Here is a 21,199-nt window from a genome sequence, read left to right as displayed (position 1 = left end):
GTATGGGAAAGATTATCGCTTTAGCAAATCAGAAAGGTGGGGTAGGTAAGACTACCACAACGATTAATCTGGCTGCATCGCTGGCGGCACTTGAGAAAAAGGTGCTGGTGGTCGATGCGGATCCGCAGGCTAACGCTTCGTCGGGACTGGGCGTGGATATCCGCAGCGTGGAGCAGTCGATCTACGAATGTGTGGTGAACGGCGACGATCCGAAAGGTGCGATTACCAATACGGAAGTGGAGGGACTGGATATTATCCCTTCGCATATCGACTTGGTAGGCGCGGAGATTGAAATGCTGAACATGGAGAACCGGGAGCAGATATTGAAACAAATACTGGTCCCGCTGAAAGAACGGTACGATTATATCCTGATCGACTGTTCTCCCTCTTTGGGATTGATCACGGTCAATGCCTTGACGGCAGCCGATTCGGTGATGATACCCGTGCAATGTGAGTATTTTGCGCTGGAAGGGATCAGTAAACTGTTGAATACGATAAAGATTATCAAATCGAAGCTGAATCCCGCTTTGGAAATCGAAGGCTTCCTGCTGACCATGTATGACTCGCGTCTCCGTCTGGCCAACCAGATATACGAAGAAGTGAAACGTCCGTTCCGGGACCTGGTTTTCACGACCGTTATTCAGCGTAATGTCAAATTAAGCGAAGCTTCCAGCTACGGCAAACCCGTGCTGCTTTACGATGCCGAGTCGAAGGGAGCTTTGAATCACATGCAGCTTGCACAAGAGCTGATAGATAAAAACAAATAGATTTATGATGTATGATGTATGATTTGTTTGTCTTTTCAAATCATACATCATACATCATAAATCATAAATTCGAAAGTTTATGGTAATGAAAAGATCGGCTCTTGGCCGCGGATTGGATGCTTTGATAACGATGGATGACCTGAAAACGGGCGGTTCGTCGTCTATTAGTGAAATAGAGCTGAGTAAGATTCAGCCCAATCCGGATCAACCCCGTTCTGTTTTTGAAGAAGAGACGCTTGAAGAACTGGCCGTTTCTATCCGTTCATTGGGTGTCATTCAGCCGATTACGTTGAAAGAAACGGGAACGGATAAATATATGATTATCTCTGGCGAACGTCGGTATCGCGCTTCCCTGATGGCTGGCTTGGAACGTATCCCCGCCTATATCAAAACCGCAGCAGACGAGAATGTCGTCGAGATGGCTCTGATCGAGAATATCCAGCGCGAAGATCTGAACTCGATAGAAATAGCCCTGGCTTACCAGAAGCTGATCGACAGTTACGGCCTGACGCAGGAAAAGCTGAGCGAGCGTGTCGGCAAGAAGCGGGCGACGATTGCCAATTATCTCCGCCTCTTGAAACTCCCTGCCGAGATACAGGTGGGGCTGAAGGATAAGAAGATCGATATGGGGCACGCACGTGCACTGCTTCCTGTCGAGGACCCGGAAGTGCAGTTGGCTCTTTACGAACAGATATTGGCGGATGGACTGTCTGTCCGTAATGTCGAAGAAATAGTACGTGGCGGAGTGGATGCGGCAGCTCTCGAACAGGCCAGGAAGGAAAAGCCTGCCCAGCGGAAACCGAAACTTCCCGAGGAATTCAACTTGCTGAAGGACCATCTGTCCAGTTTCTTTAATACGAAGGTCCAATTGGTATGCAACGAAAAAGGAAAAGGTAAAATAACGATCCCCTTTGCATCTGAAGATGAATTGGAAAAACTGATCGGCTTGTTGGATAAGTTGAAATGAGAAACTGGAAAGCAATTTTGTGGATAATAGCCCTCCTGTGCGGTTCGGTATGGACCGGCCATGCGCAGAGGACGATAACGGCAAAGCAGGATACGGTGATATCTTCCGATTCGGCCGTAACGGCTGTGGTTCCCGGAGAAACGGCCAAGGCCGATTCGACAGTGAAGGCTGTGCTTTCGGCTGCCGACTCGCTTCCCCAACCGAAGGTGAAGCTGAAGGAGTTCAAACCCGATCCTAACAAAGCGTTGCTGTATGCCTTGGTGCCGGGTCTGGGACAGATATATAACAGGAAGTATTGGAAGCTCCCGTTGGTATATGGGGCCTTTATGGGCTGTATGTATGCCATCACTTGGAACAATAAGAATTATAAGGACTATTCGACTGCCTACTTCGATATCATGGAGGATTACCAAAAGGTATTGGCGGCAGAGAAGGATGGACAAAAGTATGAGGGACCTTGGCAGGAGAGTTGGACGATCTTTGTCAGAAACGGTGAGGAGAGCACGTATGTCTCGAATGCACAGTTCCAGGAAAACCTGAAGCGCCGGAAAGATTATTTCCGCCGTTACAGGGATTTGAGCATTATCATTACGGTCGGGGTATATGCGATCAGTATTATCGATGCGTATGTGGATGCCCAACTGTTTGACTTTGACATTTCTCCGGACCTGAGTCTGCACTGGTCGCCGGAGGTAACCCCGAAGACCCGCTATACGCCGGGCTCGTATGGATTGAATTGCAGTTTTAAGTTCTGACATCATGAATAAAAACCTACTTATTCTATTCTGCCTGTTTAGCCTGATGCAGGTCTCCCGCGCACAAGACCCTATATTCGGCGAACCGCAGCATTCGACATTATCGGCAGACTCGCTCTCTGACGTAGTGGGCTTGATACCTGAAAGTCTCGATGCAAACGTGGATAGTTTGCTCCATTCCTGGCATGTGCAATATTTTTCGAAAGTGGATGAGTATTGTCACGATGATGCGGAGAATGTCTATTTTCCCGATTCGGTCTACGAAGAACGCTTGGAACGTCTGCCGAGTGTGATCCGTTTGCCTTACAACGAGGTGGTGAGGGATTGTATCGACCTGTATGCCGGACGCAAGCGTGACCTGGTACGCTATATGTTGGGTATGGCGGATTTCTATTTCCCCATTATCGAACAGGTGCTCGACAAGCATAACCTGCCTTTGGAACTGAAGTATCTGGCTGTCGTCGAAAGTGCCCTGAATCCGGTTGCCCTTTCGCGTGTGGGGGCTTGCGGGTTATGGCAATTCATGCTTCCGACCGGCAAGATATATGGTTTGGAGATCAACAGCCTGCTGGATGAACGGCGTGATCCGGAGAAGGCGACAGAGGCGGCCTGTAAGTATTTTGAAGATATGTACGCCATCTATGGCGACTGGAACCTGGTGCTGGCTTCCTATAACTGTGGTCCGGGCAATGTGAACAAGGCGATCCGCCGTTCCGGGGGAAAGACCGATTTTTGGGAGATCTTCCGCTACTTGCCTCGTGAAACCCGTTCGTATGTACCGCTGTTTATCGCAGCCAATTATATCATGAATTACTATTGCGATCATAATATTTGCCCTATGCAGACCAGTCTGCCGTTGGCGACCGATACGGTTATGGTGAACAGTATGCTTCACCTGCAACAGGTTTCCGATGTGCTGGGGATCGACATCGAGCAGCTTCGTGCGCTCAACCCGCAATATAAACGCGATATCATTCCGGGAAATACGGAACCTTCCGTATTGAAACTTCCGGCATCGCAGACTTATGCGTTTGTTGACAAGGAGGATTCGGTCTATACGCATCGTATAGAGGAGTTGCTGGCCAACTGCATACCGGTCAACGCTGCCGACGGATCAAAGAATCTTACGCTTGAGAAAATTACCCATGTGGTAGCCTCCGGTGAGAATATCTATACCATCGCGAACCGCTACGGCGTTACTCCGAAGGATATCCGTAAGTGGAACGGACTCGGTTCCAACCGTGTTGCCAAAGGTCGCCGTTTGCGTCTGCACGTCGATAACGGAGGTGTCGCATTTGCTTCCGTCAAGACAAAGAAGACCGAAAAGGACGGGGCTGTCAAAGCGGGACAGAAAGCAACCCCTGTCGTTACCAAGAGCAACCAGACAGCCCGCGTTTCAGGCAAAAGTTTGACTTATAAAGTACAGTCCGGCGATTCCCTTTATTCCATTGCCAAGAAGTATCCGGGAGTTTCTACAGACGACTTGCAGAGGGCCAACGGGCTGACCAGTGCCGATATCCGGCCGGGCCAGGTCTTGAAAATCCCGGTCGTTTGACTTTTTCTGTCGCATTCGGGGATATATAAGCAAATATTTATATATATTTGCCTACATACACGTTAAAAACGGAAGGGCATTCGATATGAGCGACATAAATGATACAAAAGACACAGCAGGCATGCAGCCCGACCAGGAGGCGAAACCCGCTCTCTCGGCCGACGAGCAGATGATTCAGGACGGCTTTAACGCGCTGTTGCAGGATTACCTTAATTCAAATCACCGGCGTAAGGTGGAACGCATAACCAAGGCGTTCAATTTTGCCAATCAGGCACATGCCGGCGTGAAGCGTCGTTCGGGCGAGCCTTACATCATGCACCCGATTGCCGTGGCGCGTATTGTTTGCCGCGAGATGGGACTGGGTTCCACTTCCATCTGTTCGGCTTTGTTGCACGACGTGGTGGAGGATACCGAATATACGGTCGAGGATATTAAGGACATGTTCGGCGAGAAGATCGCCCAGATCGTGGATGGCCTGACGAAGATATCCGGCGGTATCTTCGGCGAACAGGCGTCGGCGCAGGCAGAGAATTTCCGTAAGCTGTTGCTGACGATGAGCGACGATATCCGGGTGATCCTGATCAAGATAGCCGACCGTCTCCACAACATGCGTACTTTGGGTTCCATGTTGCCCGCGAAGCAGTTCAAGATAGCCGGTGAGACGCTTTACCTTTATGCCCCTTTAGCACACCGTCTGGGGCTTTTCACCATCAAGACGGAGCTGGAAGACCTGAGCTTCAAGTATGAGCATCCGCAGGAATATGCCTTTATCAATCTGAAATTGAAATCTACGGAAGCAGCCCGTAACACTTTGTTCGAGCATTTTGCCGTGCCGGTGGACAGGAAGTTGAAGGAGATGGGGCTCAACTATGAAATGCGTGCCCGTGTGAAATCCGCCTATTCCATCTGGAACAAGATGGAAAGCAAAGGCGTCAGTTTTGAAGACATCTACGATATATATGCCGTCCGTATCATCTTCGACCCGCTGCCGGGTGTGGATGAGAAGAACCAATGTTGGGATATCTATTCCGCTATCACGGATATCTACCGTATTCGACCGGACCGTATCCGCGATTGGGTGAGCCGTCCGAAAGCCAACGGTTATCAGGCGTTGCACCTGACCGTGATGGGACCTGACGGGCAATGGGTGGAAATACAGATCCGCAGCCGCCGTATGGACGAGATTGCCGAGAAAGGCTTTGCCGCCCATTGGAAGTATAAGGAGCATAATATAGAAGAAGATACGGAGCTCGACAAATGGTTGCAGACCATTACCGAGATACTGGAAAGCCCGGACCCGAACGCTTTGGACTTTCTTGATACGATCAAGCTGAATCTCTTTACCTCCGAGATATTCGTCTTTACCCCGAAAGGCGACATCAAGACGTTGCCCCAGGGGGCTACTGCCCTGGACTTCGGATATGCCCTTCACTCGGATATCGGGAACAAGTGTATCGGTGCGAAAGTCAACCATCGTTTGGTTCCGCTCAGCCATCAGTTGGCAAGTGGCGACCAGGTAGAGATCCTGACCTCCCGTTCGCAGAACCCGCAACCGGAGTGGTTGAATTTCGTCACGACAGCAAGGGCACGTGCCAGGATTGACGCTTACCTGAAAAGGATTCGTAAAGAGGCGGCAAAAGAAGGAGAAATTAAGGTGATCGATGCTTTCAAACGCAATAATTTGGAGGCAAATACATCCAATATCGACAAACTATGTATGTATTTCGGTTTCTCTAAACGCGAAGAATTCTACTATGCAGTAGAGAAAGGGGATGTGATCCTGCCGGAAAATATCCACAAATTGCTGAAAGAGAAAACAGACAATGTTCTCTTTAAGTACGTCAAACAGGCGCTCCGGGTAGCAACGAAAGCGACTACCGGGAAGAAAGAGGAAGAGGAACAACCGAAAGAAAAACCGAAATATGACAAGAAGAAGCCTTATATCCTGAAGGAGGAAGCTTTCGAACGCAATTACGTCATTGCCGATTGCTGTAAACCGATTCCCGGCGACGAGTCGTTGGGCTTTATCAATGATGACGGCAACGTGGTAGTCCACAAACGTTCCTGTCCGATCGCCATGCGCCTGAAAAGCAGCTTTGGCGAACGCATCCTGAATACGGAATGGAGCAGCCATCATTCCTCGTTCGAGGCGACACTTGAGATTAAGGGTATCGACTCGATTGGCGTGTTGAACACGATCACCCGCACGATATCCGATGACTTCAATGTCAATATCATCCGCCTGCTGATTGAGGCGAAAGACGGAGTGTTCGAAGGAAAGGTGAAGATGAAAGTACACGATGTGGAGGATATCCAGCGGATGTGCGTAGTCCTTTCCAAGATAAAGAATATCCAGTCTGTGGCTCGTGTAGCGGACTAAGTCGAAAAAGCCATATCCTTTTGCCCTAAAAGGTATAGCTTTCGGTAAAAAAGATCCTATCCTTTTGCGCAAAAGGATAGGATCTTTTTGTTTATTAGAATGGCAGATCGTCAATCGGATTGGCCGGACCGAAATCAGGAACAGCAGATGCAGCAGGTGCGGATGCCGGCACTACGTTTTCAGGAGTCATGGCTCCCGGTGCCGACTGGGGAGCGGCGGCCATCGGGCGTTCCACTTTCCATGCATTGATATTTGTGAACCAACGTCCCTGATATTCACGGCTGTCTATGTCAAAAAATACTGTAAGTTCTTCTCCGGGCTGTATGGCTGCCTGATCGATGCGGTCTGCACCGAAAATCTGGAAGCATACTTTCTTAGGGTATTGGTCATGTGTTTCCAGGACATATTCCTGTTTTTTCCACTCGTTTCCGTTTTTGCTGATACCGCCTTGAACCGGCAGTACGGCGATGATTCTTCCCGTAATTTCCATGTTTCTTGTTTTTATTAAATTGCTGCGAAGGTACGATTTTCCGGCGTAACAAGCTAATTCTTTAAAGTCGTTTTTATGGTGTAAGGGCTATTTGGAAGCTTCCAACGCTTCGAATGCTTCCTTCATGGCGAGCAATTCTTCCTTGATCTGTTTCAACCTGTTTACGATCTCTTCGTGGCGTATCGTTGTCTCCGGGTTCTCTTTCAGCTTTTGCCGGGCGCCCGCCAGTGTCATCCCTCTTTCTTTCACCAAGTGATAGACCAGGCGTATTGCGTCGATGTCTTCCTGCCGATAGGAGCGGGTTCCTTTGCCTGTCTTGCGTGGACGTATTTGGTCGAATTCCTTCTCCCAGAAGCGCAGGGTAGACTCGTTGACGTCGAACATCTGCGCCACCTCGCTGATGGAGAAATAGAGCTTTAGATTTTTATCTTTATTTAATGCCATCGTATTAAACAATGTTTAATCCATTACCTGGCCGTGATTTTCGGCAATCTGTATCATACGGTCGTATTCTTCCGGAGTCAGGTCCATGTAGTAGTACTTGGAGGGGTTGTCGTATTTGCCGCGGACGATCACCTCGTAGTGAAGGTGCGGGCCGGTGGATTTCCCTGTATTTCCCACTTCTCCGATCACTTCTCCGCGCTTTACTTTCTGTCCGACACGCGCCCGGAACTTGCTCAGGTGGCCGTAAAGCGTCTGGAATCCGTGCCCGTGATTGATCATCAGGCAGTTTCCATATCCCTGTTTCCAGGCGGCAAAGGTAACGACTCCGTCGCCGGTTGCATAGACTTCCGTGCCCACTTTGGCGGAAAAGTCCATGCCTGAGTGGAAGCGGGGAGTACGGTAGATCGGGTCGATACGCACACCGTAGCCGGATGCCGTACGTTTCAGGTCCTTATTGGCAATCGGCTGTATGGCGGGAATACATTTGCTTCGTTCTTCCTGGTTCTTGCCCAATGTGATCAGCTCCTCCAGCGAGTTGGATTGGACATAGAGCTGTTTGCTCAGCATGTCCATCTTCCGGGTGGTCGAGACGACCAGTTCGGGGTTGGACAGGTTCATCAGGTGTTCATACCGGTTGGTCCCGCCGAAACCGGACTTGCGGACGGATTCGGGGATCGATTCCGCCTGGAAGATCGCCCGGTATAAGTTCTCGTCGCGTTGCTGTATGTCATCCAAGACTTCCAGCGCATTGTTCAGGCGCAACGAAAGCACTTCGTATTGTGTCTGCAACAGCTTGTTCTCCTTCTTTAAAAGCGATTCGACCGGCGAGTCGAACGTGCGAGAAAAGATAAAGAAAATGCCTACGCCGATCACGATACCGATGCTCAGGTGGCGGAGCACACCGAAAAAACGGTCTTTGGCGGAGGGGTAAACGCGCTCGTAACTGAGCGTGTTGGGGTTATACAAGTAATATGTTTTTCTGCTTTTAAATAGTTTCATCAAATATTTTCTTGCTTGGATACGTGCAAAAATAATAATTTGCTGTACTTTTGCAAATTGTTTTTCAGAATATTAACGAGACTATATAGAATAGATTATGTTGACAGCAAAAGAAATCCGTGAATCATTTAAAGACTTCTTCGCTTCCAAGCAGCACCAGATTGTGCCTTCTGCTCCGATGGTGGTGAAGGGCGACCCTACATTGATGTTTACCAATGCAGGTATGAACCAGTTCAAAGATATAATCCTGGGGAACGTACCCCGTAAATATCCACGTGTCGCGGATTCACAAAAGTGTCTTCGTGTGAGTGGAAAGCATAACGACCTGGAAGAGGTCGGACACGATACGTATCACCACACCATGTTCGAAATGTTGGGAAACTGGTCGTTCGGCGACTATTTCAAACAGGAGGCGATCAACTGGGCATGGGAATACCTGGTCGAAGTGTTGAAACTGAATCCCGACCGTTTGTATGCCACCGTGTTCGAAGGAAGTCCTGCCGAAGGCCTTTCGCGCGACGACGAGGCTGCCGGCTATTGGGAGAAGTTCCTGCCGAAAGCTCATATCATTAATGGCAACAAACACGATAACTTTTGGGAAATGGGTGATACGGGGCCTTGCGGTCCTTGTTCTGAAATCCATATCGACCTCCGTCCGGAAGAAGAACGTGCCGCTATCCCCGGCCAGGACATGGTGAACAAAGACCATCCGCAGGTGATCGAAATCTGGAACCTGGTGTTCATGCAATATAACCGCAAGGCCGACGGCTCGCTCGAACCGCTGCCTGCCCGTGTGATCGATACCGGTATGGGGTTCGAACGTCTCTGCATGGCTTTACAGGGTAAGACATCCAACTACGATACAGACGTATTCCAGCCGATCATCAAAGTGATTGCCGATATGGCGGGTACTGCTTATGGCAAGGACAAACAACAGGACGTGGCCATGCGTGTAATCGCCGACCATATCCGTACGATCGCTTTCGCGATTACGGACGGGCAGTTGCCTTCCAATGCAAAGGCAGGTTATGTCATCCGTCGAATCCTGCGTCGTGCCGTCCGTTACGGCTATACGTTCCTGGATCGCAAAGAGTCCTTCATGTATAAGCTGTTGCCCGTACTGATCGAAACAATGGGAGACGCTTATCCCGAACTGATCGCGCAGAAGACGTTGATCGAGAAGGTGATCAAGGAAGAGGAAGAATCTTTCCTGCGTACGTTGGAAACCGGTATCCGTTTGCTGGATAAGAAGATGGAAGAAACAAAGGCTGCCGGAAAGAACGTGATCAGCGGCGTAGATGCCTTTACATTATATGACACATACGGATTCCCGTTGGATTTGACCGAGTTGATCCTGCGTGAGAACGGCATGGAAGCCAATATCGACGAGTTCAACGTCGAGATGCAGAAGCAGAAGGACCGTGCCCGTAACGCTGCCGCCATCGAAACCGGCGACTGGGTGGTGCTGAAAGAGGGCGGATGCAATTTCGTAGGCTACGACTTGTTCGAATGCGATGCCGAAATTCTGCGTTACCGCCAGATCAAGCAGAAGAACAAGGTCTTATATCAGATCGTTCTGGACCAGACTCCGTTCTACGCAGAGATGGGTGGACAGGTCGGCGACACCGGTTGGTTGATTGCCGACGACGAGACGATCGACGTGATCGACACGAAACGCGAAAACAACCTGCCTGTACATCTGGTCACTAAATTGCCGAAGGATGTGACGGCGACTTTTACTGCCAAGATCAACGAGAAGAAACGTATCCAGTGCGAATGTAACCACTCTGCCACTCACCTGCTGCATGAGGCGTTGCGTGAGGTGCTGGGAACACATGTTGAACAGAAAGGTTCTTATGTATCTCCCGACTCTTTGCGCTTCGACTTCTCCCACTTCCAGAAGGTGACGGACGAAGAAATTCGTAAGGTGGAAAAGCTGGTGAGCGAAAAGATCCGTGCCAACTATCCGCTGGAAGAGCATCGCAATATGCCGATTGCCGAAGCGAAAGCATTGGGCGCTATGGCTCTGTTCGGTGAAAAGTATGGCGATGAAGTCCGTGTGGTCAAATATGGCAACTCTATCGAATTGTGCGGTGGTACGCATATCCCTGCGACCGGCATGATCGGTTCCCTACGTGTGGTCGGCGAAAGCTCCATCGCGGCAGGCGTGCGCCGTATCGAAGCGGTAACGGCCGAAGCGGCTGAAAACTACACCTTCATGTTGCAGGATTCCCTGCGTGAACTGCGTGCGATGTTCAACAATGTGCCGAATCTGTCTCAAACCATCAAGAAGGCCATCGAAGAGAATGCCGAACTGAAGAAGCAGGTAAGCGACTACGTGAAAGAGAAAGTGCAGTTGCTCAAGAAAGAACTGATCGCAAAAGCCGTTGAGCGCAATGGTGTCAAAGTGATCGCTTTCCGTGGCGAGGCCAGCGTGGATGCCATCAAAGACCTGGCTTTCCAGATCAAGGGGGAAAGCAATACGGAGGAAAAGGTTTTCTTCGTGGCTGGAATCAAAGACGGCGAGAAATGCGCGTTGATGGTTATGCTGAGCGAACCGTTGGTGGCTGAAGGCTTGAATGCCGGCAAACTGGTGAAAGAAGCGGCAAAACTGATACAAGGCGGCGGAGGCGGTCAGCCTCATTTTGCAACAGCCGGAGGTAAGAATGTAGCCGGACTGGGTGAAGCCATCGAACATATCTTGGACGCAGCCGGTCTGAAATAAGAAGAAAGAGACGTTTCCCCTGCAGGAAATGATAGTTTCATGCAGGGAAAACTTTTGTTCCATGCCTATGAAGCTTTTGTTCCATAGGCATGGAATTTTCTTTTCCCTGTTTTGATAATCGGATAACATATAATACCTTTGTCGCAACGATTATAATAAAAAAGGACATTATGGCCGCTCAAAAAGTAGTAATCAGCAAGGATCTCAAAGCCGATTTGCAGGCATTCTTTGCTTCCATGAGTTATGATAAACTCTTTATCCTGACCGATACGAACACGCAAGAAAAGTGTTATCCGCTGATAAAAGATATCCCAGCCTTGCAGGATACCCCGGTCATTACCGTGCAGGCGGGTGATACTCATAAAGACATCGAACAGGTCGCCTATATCTGGTCGCGTCTCTCGAACGAAGGGGCTTCCCGAAATTCGCTTTTGGTCAATCTGGGCGGCGGTATGATTACCGATATGGGAGGCTTCGCCGGTGCGACTTTCAAACGCGGACTGCGGACCGTCAATATCCCGACTACCCTGATGGCTTCTGTCGATGCGGCCGTGGGGGGAAAGACCGGGATTAACTTCAACGGTTTGAAGAACGAGGTCGGCTCTTTTTATCCACCCGAATGTGTCTTTATCGATTGTGAGTTCCTGCGTACGCTCGACCGCGACAACCTGCTTTCCGGCTATGCCGAAATGATCAAGCATGCGCTTATCAGTTCGATGGATATTTACGCTTCCGTCCTGCTGTTCGACCTCGATGCGAAGATCGATTATGCCTTCCTGAACAGGATGGTCGCCCAATCCGTAGCCGTAAAGGAACGTATCGTGGAGGAAGACCCGAAGGAGCACGGCATCCGTAAGGCGCTGAACTTCGGCCATACGATCGGTCATGCCTACGAAAGTTTGTCCTTTAAGAAGGACCGTCCTTTGCTGCACGGCCATGCTGTTGCCGCCGGTATTGTCAGCGAATTGTACCTGTCTCATAAAGTATGTGGTTTCCCGATGGAGAAACTGAGTCAGGTCGTCTATTATTTGAAGGAGTATTATCCGGCTTTCGTGTTCGATTGCAAGGATTATGATACCTTATACGAGTTGATGACGCACGATAAGAAGAATGAAGCGGGAATCATCAACTTCACCTTGCTTTCTCAAGTCGGTGATGTTCAGATAAATCAGCAGGTGAGTAAGGAGAAAATTCTCGAATCCCTGGATTTTTATCGTGAAAGCTTTGGAGTATAACGAAAAATAGTTACCTTTGCAGCCGTAAAACAAAAACGGGGTGTAGCTCAGCCCGGTTAGAGTACGCGTCTGGGGGGCGTGTGGTCGGAAGTTCGAATCTTCTCACCCCGACAATAGCTGAGTAAATAAAAAAGAGACTTACTTGTAAAAGTGAGTCTCTTTTTATTCTTTATTTGTTCATCTGCTCCAACAGGTGGGGAGCGCATTTGAAATGAATGATGGTCCTGGGAGACAGCTGTACGGCTGTACCGTTTTTCAGGTTTCGTGCTGGGCGGCTGGATTGAAAACGAGGTTTGAATGAGCCGAAACCATGCAGGCAGATTCTTTGGCCTCCTTTGACTTCCTGGATAATTAGTTTTTGCATTTCATCGATTGTCCGTTTGACATCTTTTTTGTTTAATCCTGTTTTTTGAGCCAGGATATTGATAAGCTGACTTCTGTTCATTTTAGTTTCGTTTGTAATAAAGTATATTTCGTTCTATATGAAAATCCATTAGTGCCGGTCGGGTATAGTTTTTCTTGTGAAAAATAATTTTACCCACCTCTTAAACCGGAGATTCAATGTTTTGTTCGGGAGGAGTTTATAAAGAAAATTAATGCGGATATCTCCGTAAAATGAAAGGTTTTTGATAAAAATGAAGGGGAGGGTTTGCTGGTTAAGGTGTCTGTGGAAAAGCAAAAAAATAGAATAGCCATAACAATCGTTATGGCTATTCTATTTTTTTATAATATGTCGGCTTTCAGCTTCTTACCAGATTATCTGCGGCAAGAATTTGGAGATCGTTTTTTTTAGTTCAACGATATTGATGGGCTTGGTGATAAATCCGTTGCTTCCGGCAGCACGGGCGGCTTCCATGTCATTTTCGAAGGCATAGGCGGACTGCATGATAATCGGTATGTTCGTGTCTTTCTTTCTAATCTCTTTCAGAGCTTCTATACCATTCATTTCCGGCATTTTTATATCCAGCAAAATCAAATCGGCTCCTTTTTCAGCAAAAACTTTCAATAGCTCCAGGCCGGTTCTGGCTTGCAGAACGTTACAGTGTCTTTTTAAGATGGTTTTTAATAGTAGGAAATTACTTTCCTCGTCTTCTGCGATCAGAATAGTTACATTGTAGTTATCTTCGTTCGTGCCCATATCTTTTATATTATCTGTGAACAAATTTCAGCATTAATTTTTACAAAACCAAATAGAATAGAACTTATTCTATGTTTGGAGATCCGGTTTCTCCTTGCTCATCATGGAATATCGTGAGGTCGGGATCGGATTTGTTTTTCATGTTTATTGAAAATAAAAGGCTTGAAAGGTTGAAAGATCCGAGGATGTTTGTATATTTAGTGCATGAAACGAAGCTGCAAGATTAAACTTACCGCTTTGAGGAATGGTTATTAATGAAGAACAAGTATAACTTTTAAATCAAACATCATGGGAAAGAGTCAATTAATTCACAACAACGAGTTTCATTTGATCAGTAAAGCTGAAATTCGCAAAGCTACAGGTAAATTGGTAGAATCATTGAATCTGGCGGCCGGTTCAACGGACGGGTTCGATATTTATAAGGTAGTGGACGCTTATTTTACGGACCTGGACAAGCGTCATGAAGTGAATGCTTTGTTGGGTATCGGCGAAAGTTGCCAATATTACGGTGAACAGGAACAGGTAGAGGAAGTGATCAAGGAGGTAGACTAAGAGCACTTTCTCTATTCTTTTTTCAGGCAATAAAAAAGGAGATATCCGGATGGACATCTCCTTTTGTTTTATTTGAAAAGACGGTAATTATTTACCAGCCAATTTTTCTTTCAGGGCAGCGAGTTCTTCAATGTCACCCAGTGTAGTCTTTTCAACCGGACCGGTTACCATTGCAGATTCTTCTTCTTTCTTTCCACCGCGTTTTGAAGATGATTTCTTTTCGCCAGTTTCTTTCTTAGCGCCTTTCTGTTCATCTTCGAAGATACGGCTGTGAGAAAGGATGATTCTCTTAGCTTCCTTGTTGAATTCGATCACCTTGAACTGCAGTTTTTCGTCTACAGCAGCCTGAGAACCGTCTTCTTTTACCAGATGTTTCGGAGTTGCGAAACCTTCTACGCCGTAAGGCAGAGAGATTACAGCACCCTTATCCAGTACTTCGATGATTGTTCCTTCGTGGATAGAACCTACAGTGAAGATTGTTTCGAATACATCCCAAGGATTTTCTTCCAGCTGTTTGTGACCTAAGCTCAAACGGCGGTTTTCTTTGTCGATTTCCAGAACCTGAACTTCGATTTCAGCACCGATCTGAGTAAATTCTGACGGGTGTTTGATTTTCTTTGTCCAAGACAGGTCAGAGATGTGGATCAAGCCGTCTACGCCTTCTTCGATTTCTACGAATACACCAAAGTTAGTGAAGTTACGAACTTTAGCCATGTGGCGAGAACCTACCGGGAAGCGAGATTCGATATCTTCCCACGGATCAGCTTTCAGCTGTTTGATACCCAATGACATCTTACGTTCGTCGCGATCCAGGGTCAGGATAACAGCTTCGATTTCGTCACCTACTTTCATGAAGTCCTGAGCAGAACGCAAGTGCTGTGTCCAAGACATTTCAGAAACGTGGATCAGACCTTCTACGCCCGGAGCGATTTCGATGAATGCACCGTAGTCAGCCATAACGACAACTTTACCTTTTACTTTGTCACCCACTTTCAAGTTCGGATCCAAAGCATCCCAAGGATGCGGAGTCAGCTGCTTCAAGCCGAGAGCGATACGCTTCTTTTCATCATCGAAGTCAAGGATAACCACGTTGATCTTCTGATCCAGCTGAACGATTTCTTCCGGATGAGAAACGCGGCCCCAAGACAGGTCTGTGATGTGGATCAAACCGTCTACGCCACCCAGGTCGATGAATACACCGTAAGAAGTGATATTCTTGACTGTACCTTCCAGTACCTGGCCTTTTTCAAGTTTGGAGATGATGTCTTTCTTCTGCTGTTCAAGTTCAGCTTCGATAAGAGCTTTATGAGATACAACAACGTTCTTGAATTCCTGGTTGATCTTAACGATCTTGAATTCCATTGTCTTACCTACAAATACATCGTAGTCGCGGATCGGCTTGACATCGATCTGAGAACCCGGCAAGAATGCTTCGATACCGAATACGTCAACGATCATACCGCCCTTCGTACGACATTTAATGTAACCTTTGATGATTTCGTCTTTTTCAAGAGCTTCGTTTACACGATCCCAAGAACGTGTAGCGCGTGCTTTCTTGTGAGACAGGATCAGCTGTCCTTTTTTGTCTTCCTGGTTTTCGATGTAGACTTCTACTTCGTCACCAATTTTCAGATCCGGGTTGTAACGGAATTCTGCCATAGATACAACGCCATCTGATTTGAAACCGATGTTTACTACAACTTCACGTTTGTTCATTGCAGTTACGGTTCCCATAACGACTTCTTTGTCCTTTACTGTGTTCAAAGTCTCGTCATACGTTTTTACAAGATCGTCCTTGCTTACTTCACCGTAAGAATCGCCCTTTTCAAGAGCATCCCAGTTGAAATCTTCAATGGGCTGAATGTTCTTTAAATTTTCCATTCTCTAATTGTTAATACTTAAGTTTGTTTTAATTAGTAAGTTAGACATTATGTTGTCATCTCTCAAAAATCGGGGCAAAGGTAATGCTTTTTTCTGACTTGCAAGACTTTTTGCATGGAAAAAACAATCTTTTGGGCTTGTAATACCGCTACTTACATCTTTTCTTTCTGAGACATCTGCCTCCTTTTGAATAGTTGCCTGAATTTGTAATCGGCTCCCAGCAGGATGAGGGCAAGCATCCCGATATAGGCATAGAAGGGGAGTGTGCTCATATTGGGGATCTGTACGGATATTGGGGAAATATTCATATAAAGGAATGAAGCGATTGCGATACCGACCATAAGCAGCGAGGCGGCGATGACGGCAATCCATCCCCAGCGTTCGTTGCGTTTGCGTATCCGTTCGGCTTCGGCCATGATCTGTCTTATCGCGTTGGCTCGGAACGAAGCCGGAAGCTCCTCTTCCGGCATCCGGCTGAACAGGTCTTTCAATATGTCATTCTTCTCTGTCATTTTATTGTTCCTCCATTCCTTTTAATACAAAAAACAGTTTCTTTCGTATGCGGTGCAATTTCACTTTTATATTAGATGCAGTCAATCCGGTGATCGTCGCCACTTCGTCGATCGTTTTTTCTTTCATATAAAAGAGCAGGATGATCGCCCGCTCATCGGGTGGCAATTGGGCGAGGGCGGCATCGAGCATCTGTATCTGGTCGGAGCTGTCTGTCCTGTCTAGTGCTTCGGCTACTTCTTGTTCCGATACATTATTAATAACCGATTCCTCGATCGCCAGAAACTCGTGTCTCTTTTTCCGTGTTTCCGAGATGGCTGTATTGTAGGCGATCCGGTAGATCCACGTGGAGAAACTGCATTCCCCTTTGAACGACGAGAGGTGCTTGAACACCTTCATAAACACATCCTGTGCCAGTTCCTCCGCATCTTCCCGGTTTCTGACCACCTTTAGGATTAACGAATGAACAGGACGGCTGTATTTATCCAGAAGGCAGGCAAAGCATGCCGTATCTCCCGCTTGTATCCTTTGTATATAATATGTGTCGGTATACAACTCCATCGTATTATAATGGACGCAAGCCGGGCGAATAGGTTACAACTTGCATCGGCAAAAATACAATATATTTTTTCCCCCCGATCTGTAACCTTTCGGAAAGAGATGCGTCAAAAGTAGCAAAGAAATTAATTAATCATTTACAACAATACAGTTATGATGGATTTTATTACAGCTCCGCTGGTTGTCGGATTCATTTGTTTAGGTATTTACGCTTTGTTTGAACTGTTCGTTCGTCGTAAAGAACGTTTGTTGATCATTGAGAAGATCAGTGAAAGAATGGATATTGCTGATTTGGGAAAAAGGCTGAGCCTCCCTTCGTATGGTTTGCCTCGTTTTTCGTTTAGCTCTTTAAAGACGGGATGTCTGTTGATGGGAATCGGCTTAGGGATACTTGTAGGCTTTTTCTGTAATTTAATTGTTGCTGCTAATAGTCATTCATTGGATTTTCGTAATGAATATGAAGCTATCAGTTCAGCTTATGGCGCCTCCGTCCTTTTGTTTGGAGGTTTGGGATTGATTGTCGCATTCGTTATCGAGACGAATATGAAGAAAAAAGAGGATAAATGATAAAGTTTTCACTTTTTTCTCAAGGTGAAAGTTTATTTTTACTTGCAGGAGAATAAATTTTCATCAGCAAGCAACAAAAGTTTCATCGGCGGGAAACAAAAGTTCCAAGCCGATGAAACTTTTTGTTTATCGGGAGGAAAGAGTCGGTTGGTCAGAGCGTTTCCACTCGTTGATCAGCTCGCTTATCGTTTCTTTCACCGACATGATGCGGGTTGTCCGCCAGGCATTGCTTCCTGCGAAAGCGTAGCCGTTCTCGAAGTTCCCTTTGAAGGCGTTGTACAGGGCTGTTACGATACAGTAGGGGCTTCGCGAGATATCGCATGTCTTGATGCAGTTGAAAGGACAGACCTTCGGCTGTTTCATCCCGGCTTTTACCTTTTCGAGAAAATGACTGTGGATTGCCCTGCCCGGCATTCCGACCGGACTTTTGATGATCTCGATATCCTTCTCCTGTGCCTTGACGTAGCTTTCCTTGAAAGCATCGGAAGCGTCGCACTCGGTAGTGGTGACGAAACGGGTTCCTAACTGAACGCCCGATGCTCCCAGGTCCATCACGCGTTTGATGTCTTCACCCGTGTAAATGCCTCCTGCTGCAATTACCGGGATTCTCTTGTTATATTTTTCTTCGAAGTGGGAAACTTCTTCCACTACCTGAGGCAGCAGTTCTTCGAGTGAAAAATGCTCGTCTTCCAGCTGGTTCTCCTTGTATCCTAAGTGGCCGCCTGCTTTTGGCCCTTCCAGCACAACGGCATCGGGAAGGTAGTCGTAGTTGTTTTTCCATTTTTCGCAGATGATGCGGACGGCACGTGCACTGGAAACGATGGGGACGAGCTTCGTCACGCTGTCTTTCTTCAGGAAAGACGGCAGGTCCAAAGGTAGTCCGGCACCGCTGAAAATGATGTCTACCTTTTCCGCAATACTGGTTTTCACCAGTTCGGCGAAGTCTGAAAGTGCGACCATCACATTCACGCCGATAATGCCTTTGGCCTTCTCGCGGGCTTTCCGGATCTCGGCTGCAAGGCCCAGATTGCCGGCTTCGGTGTAGTTGGGAGAAAGTTTCTTATATAAGAGACCGAGACCGGCGGCGGAGATAACGCCAATCCCACCTTCATTTGCAACGGCTGAGGCTAAGCCGGAGAGAGAGATTCCTACGCCCATTCCACCCTGGATGATTGGAATGCGGGCTTTCAGATCCCCAATTGTTAATGTCTTCATGTAAGTAAAATGTGTAAATAAAAAATATATATGTGGCAAAGGTAGCACAATAAACCAAAGAATGTGCAAAATCAACCGATATTATGCACAAATAAATAATGACTGTGCATTCCCTCTTGTCCCCGCGCTTGACGCGGGGACGCAAAAAAGCCGGCCATATCAATCAGATGTATATGGCCGGCTTTAACGCGATCCCGTGTCAAGCGTGGGAGCTATATGGTTTTTGACTTATTTTACCGGGATATAACCGACCTGTTTAACCGTTGCTTGTCCTTCAGCCGATAAGATATAATCGATAAAGGGTTTCACTTTGCCTTCATTCTTTACATCGTAGTAATAGAACAACGGACGGACGATCGGATATGCCTTGTTTTTTGCATTCTCGAAGGATGGCTCGGTGAATGTTTTGCCTGCATCGTAAGAGACATGAATCGGTTTTACTTCTTTGTTTATGTAAGCCAAGCCGACATAGCCGATGGCTCCTTTTGTCTGGCTGACAGACTGAATGATGGCTCCTGTTGCGGGCATGCTAAGGATGCCGTTCATATAGTTCTTGTTCTTCAGGACACTTTCCTTAAAGAATTCGTATGTTCCGGAAGACGTTTCGCGCGAATAGGCTACGATCTTCATGTCGGCGCCGCCCACTTCTTTCCAGTTCTTGATCTTTCCTGTGAAAATGCCTTCCAGCTGTTCACGCGTCAGGTTGGACACTTTATTGGACGGGTGTACGACTACTGCCAGTGCGTCGTAAGCGATCACCACTTCTTTGGTGCTTTTCTTCGCTTCCTGCAATTTGACTTTTTCATCGAATTTCATCTTACGGGAAGACATGGCGATATCGGTTGTCCCTTCCATCAAGGCTGAGATACCAACGCCGGAGCCGCCGCCCGTCACGGTTATCTTTGCCGATTTATTTTTGTTGATGAAGTTTTCTGCTTCCGTCTGGCTTAAGGGAAGGCAAGTGTCGCTCCCTTTAATTCTCTGTGCAAACACGTTCGATACAAACATACAGGCGGCTACTGCGGCCATAACAATTGTCTTTCTCATTACTCTGTTTTGAATTAAATTTCTGTATGCAAAGTAAATACAGGAGTGTTGCAAGCGTGTGAAACAGATGTTACGTTTGTATTAAAACTTATATTGCAGACGCAAGGTGAATACGTCGTCTTCCCTGTCCTTTTCATATCCCTTTACGAAATCGCTCTTTTCATTGAAGTTGAACTCGTAATAGGCTTGCACGCGGATATGCTTGTTGAAACGGTACAAAGCGCCGATGCCGAGTGTGCTCTGGGCGAGGTCGGTCTTGGAGGTCAAGCTGTTTTCAACGCCGATCTCATTCCCTTTCAACTTGGTGTTGGGATCATAAACGTCGTATTTCAAGACGGCAGAGAAAGGAGTGGTTCCGATGTCGTGCACCAAATAGAAAAAGTAGCCGATGAAAGGACGCTTGAACAGGGAGTTCTCCGGTTCATTGGCCGGGCGTGTCCCTGTGTTGGGGCTTTTGCTGCTGCCGGCGATACCCGGTTGTGTACCTAACAGTCCTTCACCGCGCAAGCTTGTCGTTCCCCAACTGTTTTTGAATGAGAACTGAGCGTCCAAGCCGATGTACTCACGTTTCATGTATGTACCGGTTTCTCCTTTGTCGACTGCGATGAATTTTTTATCCTGGAGTTCGTAGGCGGTTGTCGTCGGGTTGTAAACTCCGCCGTTGTAGTAGGAGGCGCCTAATCCCCATTTTCCCCAGTTGCCGATTTTCTTTTCGGCTCCCAAGCGGCCGATGAAGTCTTTGCGGCTGTCTGTTTCCCGATTGATGCTGTTACCGGCGAACAGTCCGGCATCGAGACGGAGAAAACCGATCGGGCTTGTTTCTTTAGCCCGGAGTGTCAGCATGGCGCCTAAATCGCGTTCGTCGGGGAAGAAGTATTGGATGATGGTGGCACGTTCGGGAGATTCTAATCCGCTAGTCGAATAGCCGATTTCGTGACCGAAAGGGCGATTGAAAACACCCGCCATCAGTTGGCAGCGTTTTGTCCAGGGATCTTTTATACCGATGTAAAGGTCACGGAAACTGACACCCTTGTCGTTGGCTTCGATCTGTACAGCACCGGTTCCGATACCGTCATTATATTCGAATTTCAACCGTCCGCGGCGGATGCCGAAACGGTTGAAACCTTTGTCTTCATGTTCGTTCTTGTCACCGACTTTCAGGGTGGCATCTTCCTGACCATATTGGAATTGTCCTTGGATATAAGCGGATACTTTGAATTTGCTGAGTTTACGGACGATTTTATCCAGGGTTGTCGTCTCCTGCGAAAGTGAATCGATACGAGCATTCAGCTTTTCTATTTCCTGAGCTTCCTGTGCCTTCATCGCAATTGGAAGCAGCGCCAACAGGCCAAGCGCAATAATCTTTCCTGATTTCATTCCTAACTTTTTGGACTCTATGATTTTATTTACAAAG

20 protein-coding genes and 1 tRNA gene are annotated in these 21,199 nt (G+C 47.4%); 10 read left to right on the top strand and 11 right to left on the bottom strand.

The window, feature by feature from the left end; genetic code table 11:
- The first annotated feature begins 2 nt into the window (after window positions 1–2).
- From KTG12_RS01400 to KTG12_RS01380, 5 genes are all read left to right on the top strand, one after another.
- On the top strand, window positions 3–767 hold the full coding sequence (locus KTG12_RS01400) for a ParA family protein (protein WP_005634208.1): 765 nt from the start codon (window positions 3–5) through the stop codon (window positions 765–767).
- A gap of 79 nt (window positions 768–846) precedes the next feature.
- Window positions 847–1,734, top strand: a complete 888-nt coding sequence (locus tag KTG12_RS01395) for a ParB/RepB/Spo0J family partition protein (protein ID WP_005634207.1) — start codon at window positions 847–849, stop codon at window positions 1,732–1,734.
- On the top strand, window positions 1,731–2,489 hold the full coding sequence (locus KTG12_RS01390) for a DUF5683 domain-containing protein (protein WP_005634205.1): 759 nt from the start codon (window positions 1,731–1,733) through the stop codon (window positions 2,487–2,489). Before KTG12_RS01395 ends, KTG12_RS01390 begins: the two co-directional genes overlap by 4 nt.
- Window positions 2,490–2,493: 4 nt before the next feature.
- Window positions 2,494–4,044, top strand: a complete 1,551-nt coding sequence (locus KTG12_RS01385) for a lytic transglycosylase domain-containing protein (protein WP_022321377.1) — start codon at window positions 2,494–2,496, stop codon at window positions 4,042–4,044.
- Between the two features lie 85 nt (window positions 4,045–4,129).
- Complete coding sequence (locus KTG12_RS01380) at window positions 4,130–6,424, top strand: bifunctional (p)ppGpp synthetase/guanosine-3',5'-bis(diphosphate) 3'-pyrophosphohydrolase (RefSeq protein WP_051015758.1); 2,295 nt, start codon at window positions 4,130–4,132, stop codon at window positions 6,422–6,424.
- Window positions 6,425–6,518: 94 nt separating this feature from the next.
- On the opposite strand, the gene KTG12_RS01375 is transcribed toward KTG12_RS01380, so the two are convergent.
- From KTG12_RS01375 to KTG12_RS01365, 3 genes are all read right to left on the bottom strand, one after another.
- Window positions 6,519–6,914, bottom strand: a complete 396-nt coding sequence (locus KTG12_RS01375; RefSeq protein WP_005634197.1) for a DUF3127 domain-containing protein — start codon at window positions 6,912–6,914, stop codon at window positions 6,519–6,521.
- Window positions 6,915–7,001: 87 nt separating this feature from the next.
- Complete coding sequence (locus KTG12_RS01370) at window positions 7,002–7,358, bottom strand: MerR family transcriptional regulator (protein WP_005634196.1); 357 nt, start codon at window positions 7,356–7,358, stop codon at window positions 7,002–7,004.
- A gap of 15 nt (window positions 7,359–7,373) precedes the next feature.
- The gene (locus KTG12_RS01365) at window positions 7,374–8,357 is read right to left on the bottom strand and encodes a M23 family metallopeptidase (protein WP_005634192.1); all 984 of its coding nucleotides are present in this window, start codon (window positions 8,355–8,357) and stop codon (window positions 7,374–7,376) included.
- 97 nt (window positions 8,358–8,454) lie between these two features.
- Between KTG12_RS01365 and alaS the strand changes: the two genes are divergently transcribed.
- The 3 genes from alaS to KTG12_RS01350 all read left to right on the top strand — a co-directional run bounded on the left by alaS (window position 8,455) and on the right by KTG12_RS01350 (window position 12,428).
- Window positions 8,455–11,082: an alanine--tRNA ligase gene (gene alaS, locus KTG12_RS01360; protein ID WP_046451623.1), complete on the top strand. Its 2,628-nt coding sequence runs from the start codon at window positions 8,455–8,457 to the stop codon at window positions 11,080–11,082.
- A gap of 170 nt (window positions 11,083–11,252) precedes the next feature.
- Window positions 11,253–12,317 carry a 3-dehydroquinate synthase gene (aroB, locus tag KTG12_RS01355; protein WP_022321829.1) on the top strand — a complete coding sequence of 355 codons (1,065 nt, stop codon included), beginning with the start codon at window positions 11,253–11,255 and terminating at the stop codon, window positions 12,315–12,317.
- 36 nt (window positions 12,318–12,353) lie between these two features.
- Window positions 12,354–12,428 (top strand) — tRNA-Pro (locus KTG12_RS01350).
- 58 nt (window positions 12,429–12,486) lie between these two features.
- On the opposite strand, the gene KTG12_RS01345 is transcribed toward KTG12_RS01350, so the two are convergent.
- Together KTG12_RS01345 and KTG12_RS01340 are read right to left on the bottom strand one after the other, a co-directional pair.
- Window positions 12,487–12,780: an HU family DNA-binding protein gene (locus KTG12_RS01345; protein ID WP_256279999.1), complete on the bottom strand. Its 294-nt coding sequence runs from the start codon at window positions 12,778–12,780 to the stop codon at window positions 12,487–12,489.
- A 285-nt stretch (window positions 12,781–13,065) separates the two neighbouring features.
- On the bottom strand, window positions 13,066–13,455 hold the full coding sequence (locus KTG12_RS01340; protein ID WP_005634180.1) for a response regulator: 390 nt from the start codon (window positions 13,453–13,455) through the stop codon (window positions 13,066–13,068).
- Window positions 13,456–13,743: 288 nt separating this feature from the next.
- Between KTG12_RS01340 and KTG12_RS01335 the strand changes: the two genes are divergently transcribed.
- The gene (locus KTG12_RS01335) at window positions 13,744–14,007 is read left to right on the top strand and encodes a hypothetical protein (RefSeq protein ID WP_005634177.1); all 264 of its coding nucleotides are present in this window, start codon (window positions 13,744–13,746) and stop codon (window positions 14,005–14,007) included.
- Between the two features lie 87 nt (window positions 14,008–14,094).
- Here the strand turns inward: KTG12_RS01335 and rpsA are convergent, their stop codons facing one another.
- From rpsA to KTG12_RS01320, 3 genes are all read right to left on the bottom strand, one after another.
- On the bottom strand, window positions 14,095–15,888 hold the full coding sequence (rpsA, locus tag KTG12_RS01330; protein ID WP_005634175.1) for a 30S ribosomal protein S1: 1,794 nt from the start codon (window positions 15,886–15,888) through the stop codon (window positions 14,095–14,097).
- A gap of 152 nt (window positions 15,889–16,040) precedes the next feature.
- A complete protein-coding gene (locus KTG12_RS01325; RefSeq protein ID WP_005634173.1) occupies window positions 16,041–16,400 on the bottom strand; it encodes a hypothetical protein in 360 nt (119 codons plus the stop codon).
- A 1-nt stretch (window position 16,401) separates the two neighbouring features.
- Complete coding sequence (locus KTG12_RS01320) at window positions 16,402–16,959, bottom strand: RNA polymerase sigma factor (protein WP_005634172.1); 558 nt, start codon at window positions 16,957–16,959, stop codon at window positions 16,402–16,404.
- Window positions 16,960–17,109: 150 nt separating this feature from the next.
- Here KTG12_RS01320 and KTG12_RS01315 point away from each other — a divergent pair, with 150 nt between their 5' ends.
- The gene (locus tag KTG12_RS01315; protein WP_005634170.1) at window positions 17,110–17,523 is read left to right on the top strand and encodes a DUF6249 domain-containing protein; all 414 of its coding nucleotides are present in this window, start codon (window positions 17,110–17,112) and stop codon (window positions 17,521–17,523) included.
- A gap of 126 nt (window positions 17,524–17,649) precedes the next feature.
- Here KTG12_RS01315 and KTG12_RS01310 read toward each other — a convergent pair whose 3' ends face one another.
- The 3 genes from KTG12_RS01310 to KTG12_RS01300 all read right to left on the bottom strand — a co-directional run bounded on the left by KTG12_RS01310 (window position 17,650) and on the right by KTG12_RS01300 (window position 21,162).
- Window positions 17,650–18,738, bottom strand: a complete 1,089-nt coding sequence (locus KTG12_RS01310; protein WP_022322466.1) for a nitronate monooxygenase family protein — start codon at window positions 18,736–18,738, stop codon at window positions 17,650–17,652.
- Window positions 18,739–18,966: 228 nt separating this feature from the next.
- Window positions 18,967–19,785: a phosphate ABC transporter substrate-binding protein gene (locus KTG12_RS01305; RefSeq protein ID WP_005634165.1), complete on the bottom strand. Its 819-nt coding sequence runs from the start codon at window positions 19,783–19,785 to the stop codon at window positions 18,967–18,969.
- Window positions 19,786–19,866: 81 nt separating this feature from the next.
- On the bottom strand, window positions 19,867–21,162 hold the full coding sequence (locus KTG12_RS01300) for a hypothetical protein (protein WP_022321387.1): 1,296 nt from the start codon (window positions 21,160–21,162) through the stop codon (window positions 19,867–19,869).
- Between the last annotated feature and the right edge of the window lie 37 nt (window positions 21,163–21,199).

Origin of the sequence: Parabacteroides sp. MSK.9.14 (assembly GCF_019041495.1) — a bacterium.
In the GTDB taxonomy this organism is placed as follows: domain Bacteria; phylum Bacteroidota; class Bacteroidia; order Bacteroidales; family Tannerellaceae; genus Parabacteroides; species Parabacteroides merdae.
The sequence above is the reverse complement of the archived record's forward strand: the minus strand, read 5'-3'. Positions and strand labels throughout refer to the sequence as shown.

Coding starts and splice junctions, on each gene's coding strand:
- KTG12_RS01400 (WP_005634208.1), top strand. CDS start 3: ATGGGAAAGATTATCGCTTTAGCAAATCAGAAAGGTGGGGTAGGTAAG.
- KTG12_RS01395 (WP_005634207.1), top strand. CDS start 847: ATGGTAATGAAAAGATCGGCTCTTGGCCGCGGATTGGATGCTTTGATA.
- KTG12_RS01390 (WP_005634205.1), top strand. CDS start 1,731: ATGAGAAACTGGAAAGCAATTTTGTGGATAATAGCCCTCCTGTGCGGT.
- KTG12_RS01385 (WP_022321377.1), top strand. CDS start 2,494: ATGAATAAAAACCTACTTATTCTATTCTGCCTGTTTAGCCTGATGCAG.
- KTG12_RS01380 (WP_051015758.1), top strand. CDS start 4,130: ATGAGCGACATAAATGATACAAAAGACACAGCAGGCATGCAGCCCGAC.
- KTG12_RS01375 (WP_005634197.1), bottom strand. CDS start 6,914: ATGGAAATTACGGGAAGAATCATCGCCGTACTGCCGGTTCAAGGCGGT.
- KTG12_RS01370 (WP_005634196.1), bottom strand. CDS start 7,358: ATGGCATTAAATAAAGATAAAAATCTAAAGCTCTATTTCTCCATCAGC.
- KTG12_RS01365 (WP_005634192.1), bottom strand. CDS start 8,357: ATGAAACTATTTAAAAGCAGAAAAACATATTACTTGTATAACCCCAAC.
- alaS (WP_046451623.1), top strand. CDS start 8,455: ATGTTGACAGCAAAAGAAATCCGTGAATCATTTAAAGACTTCTTCGCT.
- aroB (WP_022321829.1), top strand. CDS start 11,253: ATGGCCGCTCAAAAAGTAGTAATCAGCAAGGATCTCAAAGCCGATTTG.
- KTG12_RS01340 (WP_005634180.1), bottom strand. CDS start 13,455: ATGGGCACGAACGAAGATAACTACAATGTAACTATTCTGATCGCAGAA.
- KTG12_RS01335 (WP_005634177.1), top strand. CDS start 13,744: ATGGGAAAGAGTCAATTAATTCACAACAACGAGTTTCATTTGATCAGT.
- rpsA (WP_005634175.1), bottom strand. CDS start 15,888: ATGGAAAATTTAAAGAACATTCAGCCCATTGAAGATTTCAACTGGGAT.
- KTG12_RS01325 (WP_005634173.1), bottom strand. CDS start 16,400: ATGACAGAGAAGAATGACATATTGAAAGACCTGTTCAGCCGGATGCCG.
- KTG12_RS01320 (WP_005634172.1), bottom strand. CDS start 16,959: ATGGAGTTGTATACCGACACATATTATATACAAAGGATACAAGCGGGA.
- KTG12_RS01315 (WP_005634170.1), top strand. CDS start 17,110: ATGATGGATTTTATTACAGCTCCGCTGGTTGTCGGATTCATTTGTTTA.
- KTG12_RS01310 (WP_022322466.1), bottom strand. CDS start 18,738: ATGAAGACATTAACAATTGGGGATCTGAAAGCCCGCATTCCAATCATC.
- KTG12_RS01305 (WP_005634165.1), bottom strand. CDS start 19,785: ATGAGAAAGACAATTGTTATGGCCGCAGTAGCCGCCTGTATGTTTGTA.
- KTG12_RS01300 (WP_022321387.1), bottom strand. CDS start 21,162: ATGAAATCAGGAAAGATTATTGCGCTTGGCCTGTTGGCGCTGCTTCCA.